At 68.7% G+C, this 26,330-nt stretch carries 25 protein-coding genes and 3 pseudogenes; 11 read left to right on the top strand and 17 right to left on the bottom strand.

Annotated elements, in window-relative coordinates:
* Positions 1–327 precede the first annotated feature (327 nt).
* The 5 genes and pseudogenes from ACIRVK_RS35515 to ACIRVK_RS35495 form a co-directional block, all read right to left on the bottom strand.
* Positions 328–1,521: a glycoside hydrolase family 3 N-terminal domain-containing protein gene (locus tag ACIRVK_RS35515; protein WP_404254523.1), complete on the bottom strand. Its 1,194-nt coding sequence runs from the start codon at positions 1,519–1,521 to the stop codon at positions 328–330.
* 432 nt (positions 1,522–1,953) lie between these two features.
* Positions 1,954–2,181 (bottom strand): cellulose binding domain-containing protein, encoded by a 228-nt coding sequence (locus ACIRVK_RS35510; RefSeq protein WP_404254557.1) that lies wholly within the window; start codon positions 2,179–2,181, stop codon positions 1,954–1,956.
* 35 nt (positions 2,182–2,216) lie between these two features.
* A pseudogene (locus tag ACIRVK_RS35505) lies at positions 2,217–2,820 on the bottom strand (GntR family transcriptional regulator).
* Between the two features lie 522 nt (positions 2,821–3,342).
* Positions 3,343–3,510, bottom strand: coding sequence for a hypothetical protein (locus ACIRVK_RS35500; protein ID WP_404254521.1), 168 nt, complete (start codon positions 3,508–3,510; stop codon positions 3,343–3,345).
* A gap of 72 nt (positions 3,511–3,582) precedes the next feature.
* Entirely contained in the window at positions 3,583–5,373 is a 1,791-nt protein-coding gene (locus ACIRVK_RS35495) for a diguanylate cyclase domain-containing protein (RefSeq protein WP_404254519.1), read from the bottom strand.
* Positions 5,374–6,178: 805 nt separating this feature from the next.
* On the opposite strand from ACIRVK_RS35495, the gene ACIRVK_RS35490 reads away from it, so the two are divergent.
* Positions 6,179–6,616 carry a hypothetical protein gene (locus ACIRVK_RS35490; RefSeq protein ID WP_404254517.1) on the top strand — a complete coding sequence of 146 codons (438 nt, stop codon included), beginning with the start codon at positions 6,179–6,181 and terminating at the stop codon, positions 6,614–6,616.
* A gap of 18 nt (positions 6,617–6,634) precedes the next feature.
* Here the strand turns inward: ACIRVK_RS35490 and ACIRVK_RS35485 are convergent, their stop codons facing one another.
* The gene (locus ACIRVK_RS35485) at positions 6,635–7,846 is read right to left on the bottom strand and encodes an MFS transporter (RefSeq protein ID WP_404254555.1); all 1,212 of its coding nucleotides are present in this window, start codon (positions 7,844–7,846) and stop codon (positions 6,635–6,637) included.
* A gap of 143 nt (positions 7,847–7,989) precedes the next feature.
* Here ACIRVK_RS35485 and ACIRVK_RS35480 point away from each other — a divergent pair, with 143 nt between their 5' ends.
* Together ACIRVK_RS35480 and ACIRVK_RS35475 are read left to right on the top strand one after the other, a co-directional pair.
* Positions 7,990–8,565 (top strand): hypothetical protein, encoded by a 576-nt coding sequence (locus tag ACIRVK_RS35480; protein ID WP_404254515.1) that lies wholly within the window; start codon positions 7,990–7,992, stop codon positions 8,563–8,565.
* Positions 8,555–8,992, top strand: coding sequence for a hypothetical protein (locus tag ACIRVK_RS35475; protein ID WP_404254513.1), 438 nt, complete (start codon positions 8,555–8,557; stop codon positions 8,990–8,992). Before ACIRVK_RS35480 ends, ACIRVK_RS35475 begins: the two co-directional genes overlap by 11 nt.
* A 107-nt stretch (positions 8,993–9,099) precedes the next feature.
* Here ACIRVK_RS35475 and ACIRVK_RS35470 read toward each other — a convergent pair whose 3' ends face one another.
* Positions 9,100–9,756 carry a TetR/AcrR family transcriptional regulator gene (locus ACIRVK_RS35470; protein WP_404254511.1) on the bottom strand — a complete coding sequence of 219 codons (657 nt, stop codon included), beginning with the start codon at positions 9,754–9,756 and terminating at the stop codon, positions 9,100–9,102.
* A 44-nt stretch (positions 9,757–9,800) separates the two neighbouring features.
* Between ACIRVK_RS35470 and ACIRVK_RS35465 the strand changes: the two genes are divergently transcribed.
* The 5 genes and pseudogenes from ACIRVK_RS35465 to ACIRVK_RS35445 all read left to right on the top strand — a co-directional run bounded on the left by ACIRVK_RS35465 (position 9,801) and on the right by ACIRVK_RS35445 (position 14,877).
* Complete coding sequence (locus tag ACIRVK_RS35465; protein WP_404254509.1) at positions 9,801–10,844, top strand: NAD-dependent epimerase/dehydratase family protein; 1,044 nt, start codon at positions 9,801–9,803, stop codon at positions 10,842–10,844.
* A 614-nt stretch (positions 10,845–11,458) separates the two neighbouring features.
* Positions 11,459–11,950, top strand: a complete 492-nt coding sequence (locus ACIRVK_RS35460) for a GNAT family N-acetyltransferase (RefSeq protein ID WP_404254507.1) — start codon at positions 11,459–11,461, stop codon at positions 11,948–11,950.
* A 96-nt stretch (positions 11,951–12,046) separates the two neighbouring features.
* Positions 12,047–13,367, top strand: a pseudogene (locus ACIRVK_RS35455) (IS1380 family transposase); the annotation flags it as partial.
* A gap of 879 nt (positions 13,368–14,246) precedes the next feature.
* Positions 14,247–14,504, top strand: coding sequence for a YlcI/YnfO family protein (locus ACIRVK_RS35450; protein WP_404254505.1), 258 nt, complete (start codon positions 14,247–14,249; stop codon positions 14,502–14,504).
* 1 nt (position 14,505) lies between these two features.
* On the top strand, positions 14,506–14,877 hold the full coding sequence (locus ACIRVK_RS35445) for a toxin Doc (RefSeq protein WP_404254503.1): 372 nt from the start codon (positions 14,506–14,508) through the stop codon (positions 14,875–14,877).
* A gap of 353 nt (positions 14,878–15,230) precedes the next feature.
* Here the strand turns inward: ACIRVK_RS35445 and ACIRVK_RS35440 are convergent, their stop codons facing one another.
* Both ACIRVK_RS35440 and ACIRVK_RS35435 read right to left on the bottom strand, forming a co-directional pair.
* Positions 15,231–15,380: a hypothetical protein gene (locus tag ACIRVK_RS35440; protein WP_404254501.1), complete on the bottom strand. Its 150-nt coding sequence runs from the start codon at positions 15,378–15,380 to the stop codon at positions 15,231–15,233.
* 550 nt (positions 15,381–15,930) lie between these two features.
* Positions 15,931–16,902: an SDR family NAD(P)-dependent oxidoreductase gene (locus ACIRVK_RS35435; RefSeq protein ID WP_404254499.1), complete on the bottom strand. Its 972-nt coding sequence runs from the start codon at positions 16,900–16,902 to the stop codon at positions 15,931–15,933.
* A 142-nt stretch (positions 16,903–17,044) separates the two neighbouring features.
* On the opposite strand from ACIRVK_RS35435, the gene ACIRVK_RS35430 reads away from it, so the two are divergent.
* On the top strand, positions 17,045–17,539 hold the full coding sequence (locus ACIRVK_RS35430) for a TetR/AcrR family transcriptional regulator (protein ID WP_404254553.1): 495 nt from the start codon (positions 17,045–17,047) through the stop codon (positions 17,537–17,539).
* A 151-nt stretch (positions 17,540–17,690) separates the two neighbouring features.
* Here ACIRVK_RS35430 and ACIRVK_RS35425 read toward each other — a convergent pair whose 3' ends face one another.
* Both ACIRVK_RS35425 and ACIRVK_RS35420 read right to left on the bottom strand, forming a co-directional pair.
* Positions 17,691–18,173, bottom strand: a complete 483-nt coding sequence (locus ACIRVK_RS35425) for a DUF6248 family natural product biosynthesis protein (RefSeq protein WP_404254551.1) — start codon at positions 18,171–18,173, stop codon at positions 17,691–17,693.
* Positions 18,174–18,188: 15 nt separating this feature from the next.
* On the bottom strand, positions 18,189–18,596 hold the full coding sequence (locus ACIRVK_RS35420) for a hypothetical protein (RefSeq protein WP_404254497.1): 408 nt from the start codon (positions 18,594–18,596) through the stop codon (positions 18,189–18,191).
* Positions 18,597–18,814: 218 nt separating this feature from the next.
* On the opposite strand from ACIRVK_RS35420, the gene ACIRVK_RS35415 reads away from it, so the two are divergent.
* Positions 18,815–20,173: an alpha/beta hydrolase gene (locus ACIRVK_RS35415; protein WP_404254495.1), complete on the top strand. Its 1,359-nt coding sequence runs from the start codon at positions 18,815–18,817 to the stop codon at positions 20,171–20,173.
* Between the two features lie 354 nt (positions 20,174–20,527).
* On the opposite strand, the gene ACIRVK_RS35410 is transcribed toward ACIRVK_RS35415, so the two are convergent.
* Both ACIRVK_RS35410 and ACIRVK_RS35405 read right to left on the bottom strand, forming a co-directional pair.
* A complete protein-coding gene (locus ACIRVK_RS35410) occupies positions 20,528–20,947 on the bottom strand; it encodes a hypothetical protein (protein ID WP_404254493.1) in 420 nt (139 codons plus the stop codon).
* A 70-nt stretch (positions 20,948–21,017) separates the two neighbouring features.
* Positions 21,018–21,137 (bottom strand): annotated as a pseudogene (locus ACIRVK_RS35405) (IS5/IS1182 family transposase); the annotation flags it as partial.
* A gap of 175 nt (positions 21,138–21,312) precedes the next feature.
* Between ACIRVK_RS35405 and ACIRVK_RS35400 the strand changes: the two are divergent.
* A complete protein-coding gene (locus ACIRVK_RS35400) occupies positions 21,313–22,245 on the top strand; it encodes an RICIN domain-containing protein (protein ID WP_404254491.1) in 933 nt (310 codons plus the stop codon).
* A gap of 18 nt (positions 22,246–22,263) precedes the next feature.
* Here the strand turns inward: ACIRVK_RS35400 and ACIRVK_RS35395 are convergent, their stop codons facing one another.
* Genes ACIRVK_RS35395 through ACIRVK_RS35380 form a run of 4 tightly spaced genes read right to left on the bottom strand, consistent with a single transcriptional unit; the run spans position 22,264 to position 26,268 of the window.
* Complete coding sequence (locus tag ACIRVK_RS35395) at positions 22,264–22,461, bottom strand: hypothetical protein (RefSeq protein WP_404254489.1); 198 nt, start codon at positions 22,459–22,461, stop codon at positions 22,264–22,266.
* Between the two features lie 48 nt (positions 22,462–22,509).
* Positions 22,510–23,493: a D-2-hydroxyacid dehydrogenase gene (locus ACIRVK_RS35390; RefSeq protein WP_404254487.1), complete on the bottom strand. Its 984-nt coding sequence runs from the start codon at positions 23,491–23,493 to the stop codon at positions 22,510–22,512.
* Between the two features lies 1 nt (position 23,494).
* Positions 23,495–24,946 (bottom strand): NAD-dependent succinate-semialdehyde dehydrogenase, encoded by a 1,452-nt coding sequence (locus ACIRVK_RS35385; RefSeq protein ID WP_404254485.1) that lies wholly within the window; start codon positions 24,944–24,946, stop codon positions 23,495–23,497.
* A gap of 41 nt (positions 24,947–24,987) precedes the next feature.
* Positions 24,988–26,268 carry an NAD(P)/FAD-dependent oxidoreductase gene (locus ACIRVK_RS35380; RefSeq protein ID WP_404254483.1) on the bottom strand — a complete coding sequence of 427 codons (1,281 nt, stop codon included), beginning with the start codon at positions 26,266–26,268 and terminating at the stop codon, positions 24,988–24,990.
* Between the last annotated feature and the right edge of the window lie 62 nt (positions 26,269–26,330).

The raw sequence follows: 26,330 nt of genomic DNA, 5'->3' as shown, positions 1-26,330 counted from the left end.
GCGTCCCTCCCCCCGTGGGGGTGACCCACGGCCGCGCGGGCGCACGACGGTCATGACGGTGCGGACCCTTCTCAGCGGGACGGAGGGACAACCAACCCGATCGCCCGGTACGACGGATCCACTCGCGGTACGGGCCGAGCCCAGGGGATATTCAACGTTCGCACCGGTCATTGCCGAACCTTGAACGAGCGGGAGTTCGGCCTGACCGAACGGCCGGGGCGAGCCCGGTGCCGGTCGTGCCGGGGCGCCGGTGGGTGGGTGGACGCGAGGGCTGCCCACTCGCGCTCAGGAGCGGAGGTGCGGGAGCACAGACGCGGGAGGAGAGATTCAGGAGCAGAGATTCACATGCCGGACGGCCAGGACGTGCCCCGCCGCGTCGATGAGGCGGCTGCGGGCGAGGTGACCGCCCGCCACCGCACTGGTGATCGCCGAGGCGATCGAGGTCGTCTGGGAGCCGACATTGCCTCCCAGGTCGAACATGACCATGTCGGCACCGGAGCGCAGAGCCTGGACGGCGGCGGTGGGGATGCTGAAGCCCGCGGCGGAGATCGCCTTGGCGCTGAGCGAGTCGGTGACCACCAGCCCCTTGAAGCCCAGCTTGCCGCGCAGCTCGGAGGTGATGGCGGTGGGTGACAGACTCGCCGGCTCGGTGCCCAGGCCCGGCACGACGTTGTTGGAGACCATGATGGCCGGGGCACCGGCCTTGATGGCCGCCGTGAACGGCGGGATGCCCACCTTCTGCAGGGTGGGCCAGGGCAGGGTGCGGGCGGGGCCGAAGTCGGAGTTGTAGCTGGAGCCGCCGAGGCCCGGGAAGTGCTTGACGACCGGGATCACACCACCCGCGCGCATGCCGTTCATGTACGCGACACCGGCCTTGGAGACCACTGCGGTGTCGCCGCTGAAGGACCGCCATCCGTCGGGGTTTGTCTTACTCGGGGGCGTGTTACTGCCGTCGACGTCGACCACCGGCGCGAGGTTCATGTTCACCTGCGCGGCCGACATCCTGGCGGCGACCCTCGCGACGTTCTGCTGGATCTGGGCCGGGGTCCAGTGCGTGCCCATGTACGCGGCCCAGGGCAGGGATCCGACGAGGTTCGCCATGCGCTGGATGCCGCCGCCCTCCTCGTCGGTCATCACCAACAGGCCCAGGTGGCCGGGCACATGGGACTTCAGGGCGGTCAGCCGGGAACCGAGGTCGGACGGTGCCTTGCTGCCGAACAGCACCACGCCGCCCGCACCGGCGCCCACCTCGGAGGCGACGCCGGACACCGAGGTCTCCGACACCGGGACGGCGATCGTCAGCATGGCCAGCCTGCTGTTCGACCACCCGGCCAGCTTCGTGCTGTTCGTACACGCTCCGGCAGCGGCGGTGAGGTCCGGAGGGAGCGACGACCGGGAGAGGGAGGGCGCGGCGGACGGGGCGAGGGGTGCGCCGGGTCCGCTGGAGTGCGCGGCCGTCCTGGGCGCACCCGTCCCACAGCTCGCCAGGAGCACCACCGCCACGGCGGCAGCGGTGCTCATTCTGCGTGTGGTCCTGGCCCGGCCGGGGAGCCGAGCCGGTGCCGTCGCGTCTGTGCGGTCACGGTGCGGTCGGAGATTCATCGCCCGGCCTCCTTTCGGAAGACATGACGGTCCCTGTCGCACCGAGGGCCGTATGGGAATGAGGCGGGCTTCACGGGACGTGAGACGGTCGCCGGCCGCACTGGTTCGTCGGCCCGCGGTCGACTTATCACCAGGATCGCGCGTTTCCGGGCGGGTGGAAATCCGGCCGGCCAGCTGTAGGGCCGCCGCTATGGCAGATGTTCGAAACCGTCGGCTGCGTCGTCGACGGTTCGGCGCCGCCGGGCCTCTTGGGCGGCGCCGATCTCCTCCTCGCGTCCGAGCGCGCTCGCCCGTGCCCGACGCGTCCGCCCGCGTCGGGTCGAGCCGAGCGGCCTCGCCGGAGGTGTGCGATCAGGGTTCTGTGGTGCAGACCGTTCCATTCAGGCGGAAGACCGTCGGAGCCGGATTGGGCCCGGTGTTCGCGCCCGTGAAACCGAACGAGACGGTCGAGGCGCCGTTGGCCGCCAGACGCGTGTTCCCGTCCGAGCCGGTCGCATGGACATGCCCGCCGTTGTCGGTGACCTTGGCGTTCCACGCTCCGGCCACGGACTGCCCGGCGGCCGGCCAGTCGAAGTCCAGGCTCCAGCCGTCGATCGGGTCCGGGCCCAGGTTGGTCAGGGTGACGGTTCGTGGAGGGTGCAGCCGGTCAACCCGGCGGCGGTCAGGGTGAGGTGCTGGCTCAGCAGCTCAACCGCAGGGGCGGCTTGGCGAGCCAGCGCCGCCTCCTCCAGCTGGCGGTGCTCGCCAACGTGGTCCCGGTCGGGGACGCGGTGCGCCGACCAGCGGCGAGCCAGCTCGCTCGCGGTCCACATCCGGTCGAAGGTATCCAGCAGGACGGGGTTGCCGCAGCCTTCCAGCAGCGTGCGGTGGAAGAGCCGGTGGGCAGCGGGACAGGCGGTGGTGGGCAGCTCGTACGCGGGCCTCCCAGTCCACGTCGCCGCGCTGGATGGACATGCGCAGCATGACCGGTTCGATGGTCCGGCGGGCCTCCATGATCTCCTGCCAGCGGCGGTCGGAGAAGGCCGGGACGGCGAAGCCGCGGTTGGGCAGCCGGTCGGCGAGGCTGTCGCCGACCACCCGCACGAGCGCCTCGCGCACGACTGCCAGGCTTACACCCTGTTCCTTGGCGAGTTCCTGTGGTTTGAGGGCGATCCCGGGGGCGTAGTCCCCGCGCATGATCGCGTCCCGCAGGTGTGCGTAGACGTGCTCCGAGAGCATCTGCTTCCTCGATCCGGGCCCACGTGCCCGTCCTCGTGGAACGCAAGGCCCGCCACATCCTGAATGACCACACCGGCTGACAGGAGGGGAAGGGGACAGCGTCCTGTGGCGGCCGAGGGGCTTCTCGTCGCCTTTGCCGAGTGCCCTTGCCGCCTGGACGATCACCCACGCTCGCCGCGTCGACGCCGCCCTCGCTACGCTCGGCGGCGCCCCGGGCTGCGTTCGCCCGCCCTATTTCAGGGGGCGGCAAACCTCAGCGAGCCGACCGAGGACACGATGGAGAGGCGACACGCCTGATGCGTGCCTGCACGGTCTGCGGTGCGGCATGTGCTCACCGATGAGCCGAGAGCGTCTCATGCCACATCGGGGCGACGGCGCGGAGTCTGTCCGGTGAGCTGCCTTGTTCATGGGCTGCGCCGATTGTCGGGATCCATAATTCGCACGCCGGAACAAGGGGCAAGGGCCGAGCGTGCAGAGCCGTTCTCGCGGGTTCCCGGCCGTGGGAGACGGGAGGGCTGCGGATCAGCGGCGCGGTCGTACGAAGGTGTACCCCTCGTCCAGGAGGCGGGGCAGGTACTCGGTGACGGCCCGTACGGTCTGGGAGCGTTCGCCGCCGCCGTCGTGCTGGAGGATGACGCTGCCCGGCTGGATGTCGCGGGTGACGGCCTTCTCGATGGATGTCGTCGGCAACGAGCGCCCGCATCGGCTGCACAGCGGGTGAGCGCCATTGCCACGCCTCAGCGTTCGCTTTGCCCTATCGCGTCAACAGTGTCGAGAAGTGAGGGCACCCGCCGATCGCAGCGGGCCCGGATCGGCGACGTCCGTTTCGTCGACGCAGCCGTGCGGCATGGGCTGTTGGCGCTCCGGGGTGCGGTATCCGTCCGCAACCGTGTTCTCGTACACCAGTGTGTCGTGCGCGTGCATGCGGATCCGGCCTTTCCCTGCGGCCTTGGCCTCGTACATGGCAAGGTCGGCGCGGTGGAGCAGTTCCTGCGGTGTGACGCCCAGGCTGGCCACCGCCATGCCGACGGAGGCCGAGACCCTGGCCTCCGTGCTGCCGAGCCGGTAGGGCTGGGCCAGCGTGGCGAGGATCCGCTGGGCGATGTCCCACGCGCTCAGGTGGTCCGTTTCCGTGTCCCATTCCAAGAGTGCCGCGAATTCGTCACCTCCGAGTCGGGCGACGGTGTCGCCCGCGCGTACCGACGCCAGGAGTCGCTGGGCGGCATGGGCCAGCAGGGCGTCGCCGGTCGCGTGTCCGGCTGTGTCGTTGACGGCTTTGAAGCCGTCCAGGTCTAGGAAGAGGACCACGGGTGGGGCGGCGCCCGCGATCCGCTTCCGCAGCGCATGGGCGACTCGGTCGGTGAACAGGGCCCGGTTGGGGAGGCCGGTCAGCGCGTCGTGGAAGGCGAGGTGCTCGAGTTGGGCCTGCCGTGCGACGCGGTCGCTCACGTCGCGGATGATGAAGATCATACCCTGCGGGTGATGGCTGATCGTCGACTCGACGTGCCGCCACCGTCCGTCGGCGTCCCGCACTCGGCAGGACACGCGGTGGCTGCGCCCTCGCATGTCCGACGCGGCTTCCTCGCGTACCGTGGCGATGGCTCGCATCAGTGTCTCGATGTCCTCCGGATGGCAGATCAGGGGCATACGAGAGCCTACGAACTCCCCTGGCTGGTAGCCGAAGACCTGGAGGCACGCCGGGCTGACGTACAGCACACGCCCGTCGAGGGAGACGATCGTGATCACGTCGGACGTGCCGTCGACCAGCGTGCGGTAGTGATCCTCGCGGGCAGTGGTCTCCTGTGTGATGCGCAGATGGTCGGCATGCGTGGCGCCCTGCCGGATGGCGAGCGCGAGCAGCATCGACGCAGACAGGCACATCAGTACGCCGTCGACGGAGCCGTCGACGGCGGCTTGGGCCGCGATGGCAAGCCCGCTGACGGCCAGGGGGACGAACGCCGCCACCACTCCGATGACAGGCATCGTCCGCTGGTCGAAGCCCACCGCGCTGACACCGCCCGGCAGCCACGGCGACACGGCGACGAGGAGCAGCCCGGTCACCGAACAGGCGGTGGCCGCGGTGAGGTTGGGCGAGGCATCCGGGTGGGGCGCCACGATGCGCAGCGAGTCGCTCACAGTCAGCAAAGCGAGCGCCAGGGCGGCCACCGTGGCCGCTTTGCGCTCGGTCTGGCTTCGACAGAACCGCAGGGCCACCAGCAGTCCCAGCACCACGATGTCCGCCACCGCGCGACTGAGCTCGAGGAGTGACACGGATGAATCAGTCATCGGGTCGGCCTGATGCAGCAGAAGCACCCGGCCGAGGGCGAGCAGGCAGCTGGCGATCAGCCAACCGTCGAGCAGACGTCGTAGTCGGGTCGGCATCGTGCCGTTCTCCGCCGCGGCCATCACCAGCGCGGCGACAGCACCCCCGAGGCACGCGACGATTCCGGCGGCCGCCAACGGGCGGGCCACCGACTCGAGAACATCCGCGGAGCGGTTCTCCCAGGCTTCGAGATGATTCAGCAGGACGTAGTGCAAATCGCCTGCGACCACCGAAACGGCGCACAGAGTGAGGCGAAGACGTATCTTTCCCGCAGTGGTCCAGGCGCGCGCGAGCAGGGAGAGAGCCGCTGCTCCGTGCGCCACAGACACACCGACTGCGGCCGGCACGACGATTGCCCCGGTAAGGCCGGCCCCCACTACGACGGCCAGAGCGGCCGCCTCACGCCAGGCGGTGCGAGCGGTGTGGTCAGCACCGTCTCGACCGGTCCACCGATGGATCATATGAACCCCCGATGATGGTCAAGGCCGGAAGTACGGACGCATATCCGTCCGACACTGCCGCGCGGAGTATGAGGGTAGGACGAGTCGTTCTGAACTACGTAGCTGGCGCTGGTACATTCACCTGAAATAATGACAACTCCCCGCCTCGGTACCCCTCGAGCCCCGCGATTGGGTAATCGAGCGAGCACGCCGCCACCCTCGCTGTCGACCTCGAAATCGTCCAATGCCCGCCCGGGACCAGGTGATTCACGCCGATCCCGAAGCGGTGGGCGGTAGAGATCTGTCAAGCACAGTGCACTCATGGAGTCTGTTGCTCTGCGGTCCCTGCAGTGTCGGTCCAGATTCGGCGGCTGTACCAGCCTGGCGGAGGTGTCCGGCGTTCGCGTGGTTCGGCGAGCTCTCGCTGGTCGGCGTGGGCGATGAGCCTGTGTGGCCAGCAGCTCTGCCGGCGGACGGTGATCCATCCGCGGTTGATCCAGGCGTAGAGGGTGGAGGTCGTCATGTCGAGCTCGGCGGCCAGGTGTTTGAGCCACCATTCATCGGGGCCGGGTTCCTCGCCGGGTGGGGCGGGGCGGTGCCGGTGAACGCGGCCGGCGAGGCAGTCCAGGCGGCGCATGAGGTCGTGGATGGTGGCTGCCCGCCTGATGCAATGTTCGGCACCTCGCCAGTCATCCTCCCCGCGCCGCTGGCCACCCTGGTCCGCGAGCTCGTCGCGACCCGCCGCGGCAAGGCCAAGATCGGCACCCCGGAAGACGCTCCCTGGCTTTTCCCCGGAGGCCAGCCGGGACGCCCCCTCGGCGACGACCGGATCGGCCAGCGCCTCCACAAGATCGGGATCCGGCCCAAACAGGACCGCTCCACCGCGCTGTTCACCCTCGCCACCGAAGTCCCCGCCGCGATCCTCGCGAGAATGCTCGGCGTCCACATCAAAGTCGCCGTCCAGTGGCAACAGGCATCAGGCGGGGACTGGGCTGCCTACGCCGCCGACGTCAGCCGTCGAACTGAGCAGTGAACAAGACACCTCCCGCACTCAGTCCCGCTGCAGGTCGCGGAGCGGCTTCGAGGCCAGGCCAACGACCCCCGCACCGCAGACCGCCACCGCACACACTGCCGCGGCGATCGTGGCCGTCTCGGCATCAGCGAGTACGCCGAGGACGTTGTTGGCCACCAGCAGGGCCAGGCTCTGAACGAGCGTGAGCAGTGCCTGCATCCTGGACAAGTGCGTCTCCGGGATACTCGTCAGCACCAATGGGCCGATATGGCAGGCAAACATCCCCGAGCCCGCGCCAACCACAATCCCTCCGGCCACCGCCACGCCGGTGGCCGGAGCCATGGCCAGCGCTGCAATCCCCAGCGCCGCACCACACAGACCCAGCGCCGACCCGGCCCCGATCCGACGCATGGCACCCCGCCGCGTGACCAGCAGCGACACGACGACCATGCCAACAGCCTGGCCACCGGTCACCAGACCGGCCGCCCCAGCACCCCAGCCGTGCTCCCTGGCCAGCAGCGGGTTCAGCAGCGACACCACCGGCAGGAGAAAACCCGCGGCAGCACCCGTCAGCAGCAATGCCGGCCGCAGCACCGGATCCTTCACGGCGAGCTGCACCCCACCCACCGCCCCCGCCAGAAGACTCTCTTGATGCGAGGACCGCTCGACATCGAAGGCCGGCCTGACGCGGAGGAGTACCACCAGGACGACCGCAAAGGTGAGCGCGTCAACAGCGGCAGTGAAGGACAGTCCACCCGTTGCGACGAGTACGCCGCCAAGCGGCGCCCCGAGTAAGGAGGCTATCTGCCCGCCGGCCTGCCGCATGGCGAGAGCCCGGGGGAGCTGTTCCTTGCCCACCAACTGGCGGGGCATGGACCCCGTCGCGGGCAGATAAAACGCGTCAACCGTGCCGATCAGCGACGCAACCACCACAAGGAGCCAAGACGATGTCCCCAAGCGAAGGCTCACTACGGCGAGCAGAAGCGAGGCCGCGAACATCACGGAATCCCCGACGATCATCACCCGACGGGCGCCGAACCGATCACCGACGGCACCACCCAGCAGCAACAGAACCGTGCGCGGAAGCGTGATGGCGGTGAGGACCAAGGCGGCCATCGCACCACCATGAGCAGTGGCCGCCCAACCGAGGGCGAAGTACATGGCCGCATCGCCCACGAGCGACGCACGGGTTCCCGCGAGCCAAAGCAGATACGTTCGCGGAAGTGCTGGCCGCCGGGCAGGTGCTGGCATGCCGGTATCGAGTTGTGAAGCCATGGACGCTGACCATAGGCGCTGCCTCTGACATCGCCCCCGCGGCACCCTCCAAACACGACACTCACAAGACAGCACCCACAGAGCGACCTGGGCCCAGCAAGCCTCGCGGAGAGCCCCCTATGCGACAGGTATTCAGGCAGTTCCAATACCCGACTACACCGTTAGGGAACTACGCCTCGGGCTTCCCCGACGACCTCGCCTTCGAGGACTGGCTGGCCCGGCTGGACACCCTCGCCGACGCACACCAGCGCCTGCGTGAAGGCGAGCAGGTCAGCGGCCCGGTAGCCGAGACCTACCGGCACCGCGGCCAGGCCGCCACTCGCTTCGCCGGCCGAGTCCTGCGCACCAAGCGGCACGCCCACACCATGCTCGCCAACCCCGACCTGCAGATCTTCCCCGGCAAGGGCATGACTTGCGTCCTGGACCCCAAACGGGCAGCCTGCCGCCTGCGCAGCGAGGAGGACAGCACCCGCCGCACCCCCGACCTCGACGACTGCCGCCCGAACTGCGTCAACATCGCGCGGACCGATCACGACATCGAACACGTCCTCGTCCAGATCGAGCGGCTACGACCGCTCGTCGACGACCCGCTGGCTCCCGCCTTCCGCCACGCCCGCGAACAGCACGAACTCGACCGCCTGGAACGCATCGTCACCGCCCACGACTCGACCGGAGAACCCCACGATGGCCACTGACCACGACGACGAACGCGACGCCATCACCGCAGCGATCCAACGGCTCCTCGACGGCCGTCCAACCCGGTCCACCGGGGCGCTCACCACGCTGCAACTCGCCGCCGAGGCAGGCGTCAAACGCTGGGTCCTCACGCACAAGCACGTCGACCCCAAAGAAGAATTCGTCCGCCGAAAGTCCGAAGCGAACGGCATCCCACCCGCGTTCCAGCATCTGCACGCCCGCGCAGCCGACGCCGAAGCCGCCGCCCAGGCCCTGCGGGAGGACAACGACCGGCTTCGCGAGCGCGTCGCCGTCTATGCCCAGGTCATCCACGAACTCCGCACCGAGCTGGACCGGCGCACCGACAACAACACGCAGCGCAGCCCCGTCCGGATCCTCCCTGCCAGGGGTATCACCGAGGCAAGCCCAAAAGGACCAAGGGGGTGAGCTTGAAGTCGTGAGGCCCGAGCAGGCAGTCACATCTGGCGCCCGGGCGTGGTCGCCGCAGGGTCGTCGGCGAGCTGGACGGTCGCGGGGATGAGTTCGACGGGGGGTCAAGGCTTAGCTGTGACGGTCTTCTGGTCACGGTCGGTCGGGGACACATCGAGGAGCCGCAGCATCGCGGGGAGCAAGTCGCTCGTCAACGGATCTGTTGTGTCTTCGTCGATCGCGCCTTCCAGTGCGAGGCTTGTATAACCGTGTACGAGTGACCACACTGCGTAGCTAGGCACCAGTGCGGGGTCCGTACTGTCCGGTAGCTGCGCATCCTGGCCGCGCAGGCCACGGTCCAGGGCGCGGAGCGCCCGGTGCTTCTGCTCGACCAGGTCTGGATCGTTGAAGTCGAACTGGGTCATCCGCCACATGAGGTCGAACAGCGCGCGGTTGTCCCGGGCGAACGCAACATATTCGGCCGAGAGCGCCGCGACCCGCTCCGGCACATCGCGCCCGACGACCTCCACCGCCTCCAGCCGGTCGCAGAGCTGGCGGTAGGCGCGCGTGGCGAGCGCGCCGAGCAGCCCGCGTGCATCGCCGAAGTGGTGCTTGGGGGCGGACTGCGACACTCCCGCCCGCCGCGCGGCCTCGCGCATGCTGAACCCGGCGACACCGCTCTCGGACAGCACTTCCAGCGCGCTGTCGAGCAGCGCCGCGCGCAGATTGCCATGGTGGTAACGATCGCCGGGCCTCGGCTCTTCGGTCATCATCAAGTCCATATCTTGACAGTGAGTAGACCGTCCGTAAACTGCTCACTGTCAAGATGGGGCGATCAAACGAGGTAGATATGACGGACACGGTCCTTGTCACGGGTGTCTCGGGGTTCATCGGCGGTCACACAGCGGCAGAGCTGCTGCGGCGCGGATACGCGGTCCGCGGGTCGGTGCGGTCTCCGGCCCGCGCCGCCGAGGTCAGCGCCGCGATGGCACAGGCAGGCGCAGACGACACGTTGTTGGAGATCCTGCAGCTCGATCTGCTGTCGGACGAGGGATGGGCGGCCGCGACCGCGGGCTGTCGGTTTGTCCTGCACGTCGCTTCCCCCTTCGTCACGACGAAGCCGAAGGACCCGCAGGACTTGATCCGACCCGCCGTACAGGGCACGACGCGGGCAATCGATGCGGCGCTCGATGCAGGCGTGGAGCGCGTGGTCGTCACCTCGTCTCTCGCGGCGGTGCAGTACGCCCCGGCGCGCAGGGATCACGTCTTCACGGCATCCGACTGGACCCCACTCGACCGCCGCGGCCTCAGTGCCTACGTGGTTTCGAAGGTCCGGGCCGAGCGCGCAGCGTGGGACATCGCCGACCGACGCGGCGCGCGCGACCGGCTCGCCGTCATCAACCCGGGCGCGGTCATCGGGCCCCTCCTCTCCGACGACCCCGGAACCTCGGTCTCGGCGATCCAGCAGATCATGGCCGGCGCGCTGCCGATGGTCCCAGACCTGCGACTCCCGTGGGTACACGTGCGAGACGTCGCCGACGCGCACATCGAGGCCATGACCTCCGAAACGGCGGGTGCACATCGCACGATCGTGGCGACCGACCCCTCTTCGCTCATCGACGTCGCCACGGTGCTCCGCGAGAGGCTTCCCGAGGCGAGCGGGAAAATCCCCACTCGGGCGATGCCGACATGGCTCACCTGGGTCGCGAGCGTGTTCGAACCTCAGCTGCGCGACAACCGGTGGCTCATCGGCTCGGCGCAGCGCTTCGACCACGACCCCGCCGAGGCGCTCCTGGCCCGCCCGCTCCACTCGATCCCCGCCACGATCGAGGAAACCGGCCGCAGCCTCGCCGAGCGCGGACTCATCTGAGGCCGCCCTAGAACCACGCCGTGTGCAGAGCACCAGCGCCCTGGAGTGCGGACGAGGCGGTCATCGGTCGGGCTGCTCCCTTCAGGAACAGGGATAAGCGCTGACCGTTTTCCAAGCCTGTTGGTACGCGGGAACGGCAGATGAAACGTGATCGATTGACATCGCAAGCAACAGCTCGCAATGGGCGAGAGAACCGGCAGACGTCATCGTGCCGCGGTCACGGCCACCTCACCTGCGTTCCTGGCCCCCAGTGACCTTGGAACAGGTTCACTCGATCGAGGAATCCGGTCTCGCGCTTCGAGTGCCGCCCGGTGACCGAGCTAGTTGGCCCGGCGACCAAGCCGGAGAGCCGGGACGCGCACATGGGGCGTCCTGGGCCGCGTTCGATCGGGCACCACTATCCGCGCGCCACCAGTGGCCTGGACGCCTCCGTGGACGCGGGCCTTGTGGCGCAGCTCAGAGCGCGCTGCCGGCACCTCGGGCGCTGTCTCCCAGTACGGGTGCCACCACAGGCATACGGACAGGAACAGCAGGCGGTGGTGCCGCGGGGGTGCGGGGTCGGTGCGCGCCATAACCGCTGGGAACCCAAAGCAGCGTTGGTTAGCCTGAGCCGGATGGAGATCCGGGAGTTCGAGGAGAGCGACTGGCCGCAGGTGTGGCCGATCATCGAGCAGATCATCCGCAAGGGGGACACCTTCTGCTACGACCCGCTGCAGTCTGAGGCGCAGGCGCGCGACTTGTGGGTGGTACGGCCGCCAGGTCACGCGGTGGTGGCAGTGGAAGATCAGCGCGTCCTCGGCACGTCGAACATGTACGCCAATCGTCCGGGCCCGGGCGCGCACAGCGCCAGCGGAAACTTCATGGTCGCGCCAGAAGCACGCGGTCGGGGTGTCGGCCAGGCGTTGGGCGAGTATCTGCTGGACTGGGCGCGGAGCCGCGAATTCGCCGGAGTGCAGTTCAACGCCGTCGCGGCCTCCAACGCACCGGCACTGAGGCTGTACGAGCGTCTCGGGTTCACCCTGATCGGCACGGTTCCCGGCGCGTTCCGGCATCCGACGCTGGGCCCCGTCGGACTGCATGTCATGTTCAACGACCTGGACTCGTGACGTCCCGGATGTCCTGCCCACGACACCATCACGGGGCGCCGGTCGCTCACCAGACGCGTCGACCCCGCTCCGCGAGAGCGCCGGCATGACCCGGCGATGCTGGCCGATCTCTCCGATGCCACTGGCCTGACCAGCGCCTTCACAGACGCATTGCGTGAGCTGCGACCGCGTGGCACCGGGCACGACCCCGGCCGGATCGCGGCAGATCTCGCGGTCATGCTCGCCGACGGCGGCGAGGCGATAGCGGACCTGGCTCTGCTGCGCGACCAGGCGGAGGTGTTCGGCCCCGTCGCCTCCACTGCGACCGCCTGGCGCCTGCTGGCCGGCATCGACCCATCTGCACTCGTACGCCTGCGCTCGGCCAGGGCCACCGCCCGGGAGATCGCATGGCTGCAAGCTGCCGAGACCAGGGCAGGAATACCCGCAGCCCGCGCTGGCGGACGTGACCTGCCTGGTCTTGTCCTGGACCTCGACGCCACCCTGGTCACCTGCCACTCCGAGAAAGAGCAGGCAGCGGCGACCTATAAGCGCGGCTTCGGCTACCACCCGCTGCTGTGCTTCCTGGACAACACCGGCGAAGCCCTGGCCGCCGTCCTCAGACCCGGCAACGCCGGTGCCAACACCGCCGCCGACCACATCACCGTCCTCGACCAGGCACTTGTCCAGATCCCCGACGCCCACCGCCACGGCGCGGTCCTCATCCGCGCGGACAGTACCGGAGGAGCGAAAGCGTTCCTGCACCACATACGTAGCCTTCACTCACGCGGGATCCTCACCTGCTTCTCCGTCGGATACGCCGTCACCGAGCCGGTCCGCCGCGCGATCCGAGCCCTGCCCGAGCAGGTCTGGCATCCCGCACTCGAACAGGACGGCACCTTGCGCGAGGGCGCGGAAGTCGCCGAGCGACCGGCATGATCGACCTGGCCGACTACCCGGACGGCACTCGGGTCATCGTCCGGCGCGAACGCCCGCACCCCGGTGCCCAGCTCTCGCTGTTCGACTGGACGAGGGCATGCGCCACCAGGTCTTCCTCACCGACAGCCCCTACAAGCAGGGCTCCGTGCAGCACCTGGAGGTCCGCCATCGCGCACACGCCCGCGTCGAAGACCGCATCCGCAGCGGCAAGTCCACCGGCCTCGGCCGTTTCCCCTCCCGCCACTTCCAGATCAATGCCGCCTGGCTCGAACTGGCACTGACCGGCGCCGACCTGCTGGCCTGGACGCAAGTGCTGCTGCTGGAAGGCGAGTTGGCCACCACTGAGCCGAAGAAGCTCCGCTACCGGCTCCTGCACACCGCCGCCCGCATCACCCGCGGAGGCCGCCGCCTCCGCCTACGGATCTCCGCCACTTGGCCCTGGCGAAACGAGCTGGCCAGCGCATTCACCCGCCTTGCGGATCTGCCCCGGCCAGCCACCTGAACTGCGACCGTCCCTGTCCACCCACGACCCCGAGGAATCCCGGAGCACCCGACCCGCGCGTCGGGCCCCGACCATGCCCCACGCGCGACAGGCAACCGAACCCACCACAGCATCCCGCTCAGACCGACTCAGCCACCCGAAGCGAAACAAGGAGGCTAACGATCAAAGTCACAAATTGATCGCTGCCCCCATCCTTCCCGGCTCCCGGCGTCATCTGTCCACAGGGGAATAGGCGTTGGCTGGTTGACTTCTCCCCCAGCTGAAGCAGGGAGATTCTTCCCTCGCGGGTTGAGCTTTCTGTTTCTCAGACAGCAGCTGCCCCGAACTAACGGCAAGGGACGTTGGTACGCCCAGCAGTCTTACGCCAGCTCCACAGACCTGACATCCCGCCAGCCCGGCGGTAGGCCCGGTCAGCTTGGTTATCGCCGACCGGGCGCCATACAAACTACCACTCACCTGCGGGTGGTTGGCGGTGAACGCCGATCCGCCCTGGCGGCGCATCGGCTTTCCCTGCCCTGCTCCGCAGGAGTCCGTTTCCTCCTCCGCCTGAAGGCGGGGGTATCCACAGAGGAATCCTGATGAATGATCGACAGCAACGGCATGCAGCCGACAGCCGCGACGCGGACCAAGAGCAAGATCCTCGATGCCCTGAAGCGAGCGGAACGCGCCGTGTTCACCCGCCCGGCGCCGAAATCCGCGCAAGCCCATCGGCGCCGATCTGTGTCATCAACCCCCCGTTTGCCCAGGTCGTCGTGACCATCTGTGTCACTGTTGAGCTGCGTCATCGGCCCCTCGCGTGCGGCGCGGAATGCCTCCTCGTCCGGGTGCAGTCCCGTCACATCCCTTCCCGTGCTGTACGTCCTGCTGTACGGTCGGAGCATGTCGAAGTCAGTGACGATCCGGGTCCCCGAGGACCTCCACGCCCAGCTTCAAGAGCGTGCCGAGACCGAGGGCACCACGGTCACCGCACTCATCACGGAGGCCGCGCGCAACGCGGTCCGCGACCCCCGCCTCGACGGCGCCGCGGACGTCTTCCGCCAGTTCGTCGCCGACAACGCGGACGCGTTCGACGCGGCGTTCCCCGACGATGCCCCCTCCCGTCTCGATGCTGCCGAGGTCCCGGGGCGGGCGGCCTGAGGTGGAGCTCCACATCGATATCCGCTGGCTGCTGGAGCGCCAGGCGGAAGTGCTGCCGAAGCAGCCTTCGGTGCACGACTTCTCCAACCTGGTAGCGGCCGTCGCCCGACACCGGGTCAACACCCCGCAGGTCGGAGTGACCGTCGACAGCGGCTGGCGCGCGGCGGCCCTGATGCACGCCATCATCCGGCTGCGCCCCCTCCCGGCCCGCAACGCGCTGTACGGCGCCGCGATCGTCACGGCGTACATGGACGCTGCGGGCGAGGCTGTCGACCCGCCGTACGGCGCGCTGATCGACCTCGCCCGGGACATCGACGCCGGTCGGGCCGACGGGTATGCCGCAGCCGATCGCATTCGCTCCTGGCGGATCTGATCTCGTCCTGATGCGCAGCTCCCCGGACTGCTCCCTCGTCCGGGGAGCTGCTGCTGGTGCTGCGTGGTTGCAGGACCGGTCGCAACGGAGGCCGTTACTCGGTGCCGCTCGGTTGTGTCCGGGGGCTGCTCGGGACTCCGGAGCGCGTTGTCACTTCCGACCGACGGGCCAGTCGGCACAAGGGTGCTGCTCGGTCAGTACATGGCACTCACCGTGACCCGCACGAGGTAGTGGCCAGGAACGGAAGCGTGGCATGGTGGGCGAGGCGTATTCGCCTTTCAGCGGGGCCCCCGCCAGCTGCAACCTTCGAGGGCCCACGCCTTCCACCTGCCGTCAGTCCCCTGGTGTTCGCTTCACCAGGGGGCGACCGTGTTGTGCAGATCGATCGCCGCCTGCACCGCGCGCAGCGTCCAGTACGTCGCCGTCATGAACGCGATCACGATGACGCTGACCTGCCGCCACCATGACCAGCGCGTGTTGGACCGGTTCTTACGCTGCCCCATGCGATACCACCCTTCCTCCTGCCGGTGGGGGCAGGCGCCCGTCTCGAACTGTCGAGACCGCGGTATGCCCGAGAGGTCGCTACTGGGCTGGGCCGCATCGCTGGCTCCATGGGACCACACGTGGTGCGGATTGAAATGTCGTGTGCCGTTATGGATCTTCAAGCCGCCGCTACGAATCGTGGCTAGCTGTCAGCGCCCAGGAAGTGATGACTGGGCTGACCTGACCGGTAAGGACCGCACACCCAGCCGCTTCGGCCCGCTGTCGAATGCACACAGTCAGTAATGTGATGTGAGTCACATTTTTCGGAGTGGTTTCCCTGCTTCAAGCCGTTACTACGAATCGTGACGTAGTTGGCGGGAGCCCAGGAACTCGCGCTGGGGGGTGACCAGTAAGAACCGTTCACCCCGCCACTTGCTCGCGGCCAAGTACACACACAGAGTGACATAACGTGGGTCGCCGAAGGCGGGGAGAGGCTTGAGGAGCCGGGCAGCGCACCGGACTTCCTCAACCGGGACGCCGCTGGATCAGCCGTCTATTGGACACACCCGGTCAGGCGCGGAGCAGGTCGGTCGAGAGGGTCCACAGGCGCCTGGCGGTGGTGGGGTCGAGCGCCCATTCCTTGACACCGTGTGGGTGCTGCGCGAGGTCGGCGTCGTTCGGCACGGTGTAGGCCTCTTGTGCATCGTCGAGGTAGTGGCCTCCGGAGTGAGCGAACTCGGCGGCGACGGCCGCGACGATACTGGTGGCGGCCCCCTGCTCGACCGTTTTGTATGTGAAGACTCCGGCAGCCTCGGCTGCGTCGAGCGACGCCTTTTGTTCCGGTGTGAAGTTCCGCTGCAGTCCCGTCGCGATGCCGCCGGGGTTCACCGCATTGGCGACGATGCCGTCGTCCGCCCAGAGGCGGGTCGCCTCGACGGCGAAGAGGGAGTTCGCGGTTTTCGACTGGGCGTAGGCGATCTGCGGGTCGTAGCTGCGGCGCTCGAAGTGGAGGTCGTCGAAGTCGATGCCGGACCGCATGTGCGCCGTCGAACTGACCGAGACGATGCGTGCTCCGTCGCGGTCGGCCGCTCCCCGGGCCAGGGCGTGGTGAAGGCCGGTGGCCAGCGCGAAGTGGCCGAGATGGTTCGTGGCGAATTGCAGCTCCCAGCCCTCATGCGTTCGTTCGAGGCCACCGGTCACCACGCCCGCATTGTTGATCAGCAGGTGAAGCGGGCCGACCCACGCGTCGATGAAGCGTGTGACGGTGGCCCTGTCGGCGAGGTCGAGCCGGACGACCCGGGGCCGGATCCCTCCGGTCGACTTTCCGATCGTCTCGGCGACGGCGTCACCCGCCGTCGTGTTCCGGACGGCGAGCGTCACTTCCGCCCCGGCAGCGGTCAGCGCACGAGCCGTCTCGATCCCGAGTCCGGAGGAGGCTCCTGTCACGATCGCACGGAAGCCGGTGAGGTCGATGTCCCGCAGCACCTCGTCGGCGGTGGTGGAGGAGGTGAAGGGCGTGCAGATGAGTTTGCGAGTGTCCATGGCAGCCGACTATACGCACTAGACTTAATTTGTATAGTTCGATTCTCGCTCGTATGCTCGTTCCATGAGCAGTCCCGACACTGACCACCTGCCGTCGACAGTCGCTGATACCGACCGCCGAACCATGGTTCTGGAGTCCGCCATGGCCACATTCGCGCGATTCGGTTACCGGAAGACCTCGATGGAGGAGGTGGCGCGGGCGGCGCGCATCTCCCGGCCCGGGCTCTACTTCCTTTTTTCCTCGAAGGAGACGCTGTTCCGTGCCGCGGTCACCCAGGCCTTGGGCCGCGACATCGCCGCGGTCGAACAGGTCTTGGCCGACAGCGGCCGCCCCCTTTCAGAGCGCCTCGTGGAAGCGTTCGACCAGTGGGCGGGCCGCTACATCGGCCCGCTGACGCGCGATGTCGCGACGGTTATCGAGGACAACCCCGACCTCCTCGGAGAGATCGTTGAGACCGCGCCGCGACGTTTCGAGGAACTGATCACAGACGCGATCGCCGTCGAGTCAGGACGAGAGGCGGCCCTCCCTGTCGCACAGACGATGATCAGCGCATCGATCGGCCTCAAGCATCAGGCTGCATCACGGGAGTTCTACCTCAAACGGCTGGCGGTCGCTATCGGTCTCCTGGTGCGCTGAAAACGCTCCCGGCCTCCACGGCGGGCGTCGAAGCCTCCGTCGCGAACATGCGACCACGAATGCCGCCGGTCGCGCCACCGCTGGCACCAGGGCGACGCGGTCGGTACCTCAGACAAGTCCTCGAACGGCAGGGCCTCCTGTACCGGGGACATCACGGTGCCTCCCCGTCCCATACTCCTGCGAGCCGCTCGCGAAGAGGGGGATCTGCGCAGGTAGCTGAGCGGGGACGGCGCTGGGCAGCAGGGGGTTGCTCGGATTTGCCCGGTTCGGCGGTCTCTTGGACGGGCGCCGGGTGAGGCCAGGGGCAGAGCAACGGGCAGGGTCGCTGGCCCGGCCCGTACCGGATCACGGCGACGAAGAACCCCTGGGCGTCGGTGACGGTGTCGGCGTGCTTGTCGACACGGGGGCCGCTGGCGCTGACGCACCGGTCGTGGTGCCCGGAGATACAGCCGGGGCAGATACCGCGCTCGCAGGAGCACCAGCGGTGGAACCCGTGGGGGTAGGCGTCGTCGATCTTGCGCAGTCCCTTGGTCCAGGCGTGCGCGCGGACCCAGGCGCCTTCCTCTTCGGTCATCGGGGGAGGGCACGGTGGAGGGCATGGGGTCGAGGATGCCCATGATCGCGGCGCCGATATGGCGCAGGCGGGTCGTCATGCTTCGTCTCCGAACAGGGTGGGGGCGGCGTGGAGTTCGTTCATCCAGGCCAGGAGGCGGGGAAGGTTGGTGTCGGGCCCGAAGGCGAGGTAGGGGCCGTCACAGCTGGTGCAGCCGAAGGCCTGCGCGATGCGCAGTCGCCGGCGGGAGTTGACGCGGCCCATGTGGACGGCCAGGCCGCGCTCCCGGGCCTCAACGGCCAGCCGGTGGGCGGCTGGTGAGGTCTTCCACTCGGTGCTGCCGGCGAGGAACAGCACGTCGTTCGAGCCCCAGGGGACGAGACCGTGCTCGCTGTCGTCCTGGGCGGCGAACGCGACCGGAACGCCCAGGGCATGGATCCGCTCCAGCCACGGCAGCGACTCGGCCAAGGTCGCCGCGGCGTCCATCGGGACGTCGGGGGCCACAGCCCATAAGCAGCGGCCTCGGCCGTAGCGGCTTCGGCGACGGCGCGGCGGCCGCTCTCCTCCGCCTGCTGACGCGCGGCGAGTTCGGCGGCCTGCTGCGCGGCGTCGGCGTGCAGCGGATACAGCCGCCGGGTGATCTCGCGGGCCACGTGCCGGGCGCTGCAGGCGGTAACCCCGATCGACGGTGCGATCATCTTGGTCCCGTCCGACAGGGCGGCATGGATCTTCAGGCGGTCCGGGTGGCGGGCGTCGGGCTGGGTCAGGCGCAGGGCGCGGCCGTCGCCGTCGACGATGAGCCGTCCCGAACCGCGGTGGTAGTCGGTGAGTTCGGCTGTCCCCCGGTGCGTACCCAGCTCTCGCGCCACTTCGTCGGCGAACGCGTCGAACTGCTCCTGCGTGGTCAACCTTCTGCTCGGGGTCGGGGTGGCGTCCCAACACGCCAATGCAACGGCTGCGGCGCGCAACACGTCAAGCAGGATATGAGGTTACAAGTTCGAACTATGCTCCGGCTGGCGGCCGCGCTACTGCTCGTTACCGCCGTGCTGGCGGTGGGTGCACAAGTGCCCGCCACGGCACAGGACAGTGGCGGCTCGGTCGCGGTTGCCGGATACGATCTGGGTGACACGGCGTTCACGGATCCCCAGACCGGCACCGTCAGCGAACTGCGCGCGGTGGTGCACTATCCGCGGCGCCTGACCGGCCGGCTCCCCCTGATCGTCATGGCGCACGGGTCGTGGCTGGCCTGCGATGCCGAGGATGCCGCCACCTGGCCCTGTCCGGTCGGCTCGCACCCGTACCCGAGTTACCGTGGCTACGACTATCTGGGCGCCGCGCTGGCCACCCGCGGCTTCGTCGTGGTGTCGATCAGCGTGGACGGCATCAACCAGACGTCCTACGACTACGGCGACCGTGCCCGGCTGATCAACGAGCACCTGCGGCTGTGGCAGCAGCTGGCCGCCGACGGGGGCGGCCCGCTGGCAGGGCGCTTCGTCGATCCGTCCGGACGACCGGTTGCGCCGGACTTCACCGGCCATGTCGACATGACCCGCGTCGGCACCCTGGGGCACTCACGCGGCGGGAAGGGCGTCATGTGGCAGGCGTCGGACAAGCACCGCGGTGAATGGCCGGCCGGTGTGCGTGTCCGCGCGGTCCTGGGGCTGGCGCCGGTCAAGTTCGACGTCCCGGAGTACGACCACAGCGACACGCTCATCACCAAGCTGCCGTTCACGGTGGTCACCGGCACCTGTGACCACGCGGTCGGCGAGGCGGGCCAGGAATACCTCGACGACGTCACCGGACTGAACACCACGACGGACTACTCGGTGTCGCTGAACGACGCGAACCACAACTACTACAACACGGCATGGACACCGCCGTCCCTGTTCGGAAGGGACGACAGCACCTGCCCGGCCCAGGAACTGACCCCCGGCCGGCAGCAGGACGCGCTCACCGCCTACGCGACCGCGTTCTACCGCTATGAGCTCTACGGCGACCGGGACGGGCTGTCGGTACTGACCGGCAAACAGCCTCTGCCGGACGTGACCGCGACGACGCGGGTGGTGCCGGCTCGTCAGTGATGTCCCGGGCAAGCCGGACAAGACGCACCGCCGACCGGTCATCGCTCACCACCGGTCGGCGGTTGCACCGGCGATCCAGTTTCCGGCTGCTCGGCTCCGGCCACACCAGTGCCAACGCAGCCTTCACCGCGCGGAAACCGACTTCCTAGTGCCTGCCGGACCCGGTTCGACAGGCCCCGCACATCACGGCGGAACGCCGCGTACGGATCGACCTTGGATGCGCGGCATCCGGCGACCCCCGCACCACACGACGCACACCGATCCTCCTGCCGCAAGACACCAAGCGGTGTCGAAGTTCGGCGATATCACTCTCCGACAACACCGGGTGCTGTCACGACTGAGCGACAAGTGGTGTCAGATGGAACGCCATTCGGCACGAACGACAGGGCGGTTCAATAGGCTTTCGAACCAGTCGGCGCACCGTAGGGCGAGCTCGACTGCCGTGCCTGAGGCCTCGAAGTACCCGCGCTCGGGTGACTCGTGGAGGTTGAAGAGCTGGTCGGAGACTTTCCCTGCCTGTACGTGCGCGCCATAAAAGTGCACGGCCCACTCGCCGAGTATCAGTGAGCGCTCCTCATCGAGGAGGGAGACCCAGACGAGAAGCGACGAGTCGTCCTCGGGCCGTGAGACGTTACTGGGAGCCCACGGCACCCGCCAGGTGGCGGCCCGGGTGCGCAGGGCTGTGAGGAAGGTGAGTGCAGCCTCGTCGAAGTCCCAGGGCTCCTCGTCGCACTCCTCCGGGTCTTCAACTTCGAACCAGGCGTTGTTGTCCACGAAGAGACTTTAGAACCGTGGGTGCCCTGTGGATCACGGGCGAGCCATAAGCGGATCACAGCGGTCGTGACGGTGCGTCACCGAACTGACCTGGTGTGACCAGGGGAGCCATGGGACGGCATCCGCCCTCACCGGCGACGTGGATCTTGCAGGTCAAGCCGCTCCGGGACCGTCCAAGTGGCTCACCGGGGTGACCGACCAGGAAGCAGGCCTGGCTCGTCCGACCTGCGCGAACAACACTCGACCACGTCGAACACGTTCGCTGTTCGAAAACGCTTCAGGTGATCTGTGGGCCCTGCTTCTCCTTGTCGCCGGCCGACGCAGCCCGGTCCGCAACCGACCATCCCTACCGCCCAGGAGCAACCATGGGATTCACGCGAAAGCAAGCGTGGCGGGGACTCGCCTCAGCCGCCTTCGCCGCGGCCGTCCTCGCCCTGACCGTGACGGCACCGGCCGACGCCCAGTCGTCCGCCGCTACCGCGTCGGCGAGAGGCGGCACAGCGGCGGCGGGCACGGTCTCCTGCACCTTCAGCATCAGCACCGACAGCGTCAGCGGCGTGCGGAACAACTTCTCGATCCCGGTCACCTGCACGCGAGGGCTCGCCGACTCGATCACCGTCAATGTCTCGTACCTGGACCTGGACCAGAAACCGGTGCGCACCGAGAACGCTCGCACCTGTGTCGCGACCGCTCGCGCCACCGCGACGGCCTCCAGCTGGAACGACAACGAGAAGTGGATCTACGTCTGTATGCAGGCCATCAAGGGTGGCAAAGCTCACGAGTCCTGCGGCACGAAGGCGATCGCCAGCGAACCGCACAGGGCGAACCAGTTGGTCAACGGCAACTCCGGGCTCTGCGTGGGGATCGTCGGCGGCAACGGGCAGATCAACGCATCTGTGGTCCAGTTCCAGTGCCGCTCCCATGAGGACCAGGGGTGGTACATGCCCTGGCTGCCGGGTTCGAGTGTGCCGAATCTGAAGGGAGAACTGGGCCTCATCAAGAACTTCCGGGCCCGCAACCGCTGTCTGGGAACCGCCGCTGGGGCGACCGCCGACTCGACGAAGATCGTCAGCAGGGTCTGCAACGCACAGAACCGGGACGAGATGTGGCTGCCCGTCAGTGCGGCGGCCTGGGGATATCCCGGGTTCTACGTCCTGGAGAATGCCAAGGCCGGGCTGGGCAGTTGCCTGGGCGTGCCCGCAAGCTCCAGGGCCGGGAGCGTCCAGCTGGTCCTGTACCCCTGCAACGGACACCTCGACCAGATGTGGGGTCGCGGCCCGGAGCACACCGGTTCGTGAGCGACGCCTGTCGCGGCACTAGTCGGTGTGGAGACGCACCCATACGACGGCGTCGGCGGTGACCTGGTCCGGGTTGCCGTCGGCGTCACGTTGGACGTCGGTGACGCGCAACAGGGCGAGTCGGGACCGGGCGGCTACCGTCTGGTCCCATCCATGCTGCTCGGAGTCCGTGTCCAGCCAGGTGCCGCAGGTCGGAGAGAGAAAAGCGAGTAGCACGCGCCCCGACCGGTAGGAGTCACCGGTCGGGGCGCGTGCTGCTCGCCTTCAGGCTGGGCGCGTGTCGTCGACCACGTATCCGCGCCGCTTGTCCACCACGTTGCGCAGCGGTCGGCCCTCGAGGTGGCGGGCGATGTTGTCGAGGAACACCTCGATGAGCGCGTCCCGCTCGCTGGTGGTCTCGCCGGCCGTGTGCGGGGAGATGATCACGCCGGGCATGTTCCACAGGGGTGATTCGGCAGGCAGCGGTTCCTGGGCGAACACGTCCAGGGCCGCGCCGGCGAGCCGTCCGGCGGCGAGGTGGTCGACCAGCACTTCCTCGTCGACGAGTCCGCCCCGGCCTACGTTGATCAGCCGCGCCCCCGGCTTCATGGCGGCGAGCGCGGGGGCGTCGACCATGCCCCGGGTGTCCTGGGTGAGGGGGGCGGCCAGGACGACGTAGTCTGCTTCTGCCAGGGCGGAGCGCAGGGTCGTCGCACCGTGAACGGTGCCGAAGTCGGGATCGTCCGTGCGGGACGTGCGGCCCGCACCGCTCACCCGCATCCCGACGGCGCGCAACAGCCGGGCGATGGCCCGGCCGATCGGTCCCGTCCCCCAGACCAGCGCAGTGCGTCCGGTGATGCCGTCACTGGGGCGCGGACGCCACTCGCGGCGCCGCTGGTGCTCCCATGTGCCGGGGAAGTCCTTGGCGAGGGCGAGGATCAGGCCCAGGACGTACTCGGCGGTCGGCTGTTCGTAGACCCCGCGGGCGTTGGTCAGGACGACGTGCGGATCGTCCACCAGGGCGGGGAACAGGAAGGAGTCCACGCCGGCGGAGGACGCGTGGACCCAGCGGGGCGCCTTGTGCGGATCGTCGGGCCACGCCTGCCGGATGGCCGGGGTGATGGTCACCCAGGCCAGGAGGACGTCGGCGCCGGGCAGGAGGTAGGGCAGTTCCTCCTCCGTGGCGTAGACGGTGTCCGCGAGGCTCTCGATGCGTGCGGTGGCGGGGGGCCGGTTGCCGCGGTAGAGGACGACGAGTCGCTCGCGCATGTCAGGCTCCGACAGGGACGGCCATGTACTTGTACTCCAGGAACTCGTCTATGCCGACGAGTCCGCCTTCGCGGCCCAGGCCGGACTGCTTGACGCCGCCGAAGGGCGCGGCGGGGTTGGAGACCAGTCCGGTGTTGATGCCGATCATGCCGCTTTCGAGGCCTTCGGCGACCCGCAGGGCACGGTCGAGGTTCTGGGTGAACAGGTAGGCCGCCAGGCCGAATTCGGTGTCGTTGGCGGCGGCGACAGCCTCGTCCTCGGTCTCGAAGGTGCGGATCGCGGCGACGGGGCCGAAGATCTCGTTGTCGATGATCGCGGAGTCGGGGGCGATGCCGGTGAGGACGGTGGGCGGGTAGAAGCAGCCCGGCCCCTCGGGGAGTTCACCGCCGGTCAGGGCGGTGGCACCGCGCTTGACGGCGTCCCGCACCAGGTCGTGGGCCTTGCTGCGGCCGGCGAGGTCGATGAGGGGGCCGACGTCGGTGCCGGGTTCGGTGCCGGGCCCGACGGTGAGGGCAGCCATGCGGGCGGTGAGGCGCTGGGCGAACTCGTCGGCGACTGAAGTGTGGACGAGGATGCGGTTGGCCGCGCAGCAGGACTCGCCCATGTTGCGCATCTTGGCGACCATGGTGCCCTCGACGGCGGTCTCGAGGTCGGCGTCGTCGAAGACGATGAGGGGGGCGTTGCCGCCCAGTTCCATGGAGGTGCGGATGACGGTGTCGGCGCACTGGGCCAGCAGGATCCGCCCGACCTGGGTGGAGCCGGTGAAGGAGAGCTTGCGGATCTTCCCGCCGCGCAGGAGGGGTTCGACGACGCCGGCGGCGTCGGTGGTGGTGACGATGTTCAGCACGCCGGCCGGCAGGCCCGCTTCGGTGAGGATCTCCGCCAGTGCGAGGCTGGTCAGGGGGGTCTGGGGGGCGGGTTTGAGGACGATGGTGCAGCCGGCGGCGATGGCGGGGCCGATCTTGCGGGTGCCCATCGCCAGGGGGAAGTTCCAGGGAGTGATGAGGAGACAGGGGCCGACGGGCTGACGGGCGACCAGCAGACGGTTCCTGCCGTCGGGGGCGGTCATCATGCCGCCGTCGATACGGACGGCCTCCTCGGAGAACCAGCGGAAGAACTCCGCGCCGTACGCCACTTCGGCACGCGCCTCGGCCAGGGGCTTGCCCATCTCCAGGGTCATCAGCAGCGCGAGGTCCTCGGTGCGCGCGATGATGATGTCGTAGGCGCGGCGCAGGATCTCGCTGCGCACGCGCGGCGGGGTGGCGGCCCAGGCGGCCTGCGCGGCGACCGCCGCCTCGGCCGCACGGCGGCCGTCGGCGGGTGAGCCGTCGGCGACCTGGCACAGTTCCTCGCCGGTGGCCGGGTTGTCGACGGACAGGGTCCGGCCGGACTCCGCGTCCTGCCAATCGCCGCCGATGAACAGCTGCTTGGGAACATCACGGACGACAGTCATCGTGGGTGTCTCCTTGTAGGTGTAGAGAGGCTGCCGACCGGTCAGCGGATGCGGTCGAGCGTCTTGTAGTAGGCGCCCGCGAAGGGCAGGAACCAGGCAGTGCCGTTGTAGAGAGGGATGTGAGGCGGGGCGATGTCGCGGACGGGGCTGACCTCGGGGTGGCCGTCCATCACCTCGGCCATGACCTGCCCCATGTGGGTGGCCATCTGCACGCCGTGGCCGGCGTATCCCATCGAGTAGTGGACGCCGTCCTCGGTCTGCCCGGCGTGCACGATGCGGTCCATGGCGAAGCCGACGGAGCCGCCCCACACGTACTCGATTTTGGTGCGGGAGAGTTGGGGGAAGATCGCGCACATCTCGCGGAACAGGACGGCGCCGCTCTTCTTGTCCGAGGTGGGGTCGGACGGGGCGAAACGGGCGCGGCCGCCGAACAGCAGCCGGTTGTCCGGGGTGAGCCGGAAGTAGTGGCAGACCTTGTTGGAGTCGACGATGAGGCGGGCCTTGGGGATGATGTCCCGGGCGAGCTCCTCGCCGAGCGGCTCGGTGACGATGATGAAGCTGCCCACGCAGACCTGCTGTCGGCGCAGCCACGGGAAGTTCTTGTCGGTGTAGGCGTCGGTGGCCATCATGACCTGCCCGGCACGGATGACACCGCGCTCGGTGCTGACCTCGAACCGGCCGGCGGCGGTACGCCGCACGCCGATGGCCGCGTTGCGCTCGTGGATCTCGACACCGGTGCGCTCGCACGCCTCGGCCATGCCGCGCACGAAGCGGCCGACGTGCAGGGCCGCGCTGAACGGGTCGAGCAGGCCGCCGTGGTAGGCGTCGGAGCCGATCTCGGAACGCAGCTCGGACTTACCGATCAGAGTGGTCTCGTGTCCGAAGTACCTGGCCAGGTCGCGCTGTTGGGCCTTCTTACTCTCGAAGTGGGCAGGGCGGGAGGCTACGCCCAGGCGTCCGACGCGGCGGAACTGGCAGTCGATGGACTCCTCGTTCACGAGCCGCTCGACGGTGTCCACGGCCTCGCCGTAGGAGTTGTAGATCTCGCGGGCCCGTTCGAGTCCGTACCGGCGGATGGCCTGGCCCACGCCGATGGTGAAGCCCAGGTTGGCCATGCCGCCGTTGCGGGTGGAGGCACCGGAGCCGACCTGGCCCTTTTCGACGAGGGTGACGCGGGCGCCCTTGCGGGCGGAGTGCAGGGCGGTGGACAGACCCGTCAGGCCGGCGCCGACGACCACCAGGTCGGTGTCCTCGGTCAGCGGCTTACCGGATCGGTCGGGAAACGCCCCGGCGGTTTCTATCCAGTAGGGAATCGTCTTCATGTCGGGTCCTTAGCGGGGAGTTTCGAAGGAGGCGCGGCCGGGCAGCACCAGGGGCCCGGTCG

This window comes from Streptomyces sp. NPDC101152 (assembly GCF_044768275.1).
Lineage (GTDB): Bacteria > Actinomycetota > Actinomycetes > Streptomycetales > Streptomycetaceae > Streptomyces.
Note: the sequence above shows the minus strand (reverse complement) of the source record. Positions and strands in the feature narration are given on the sequence as shown.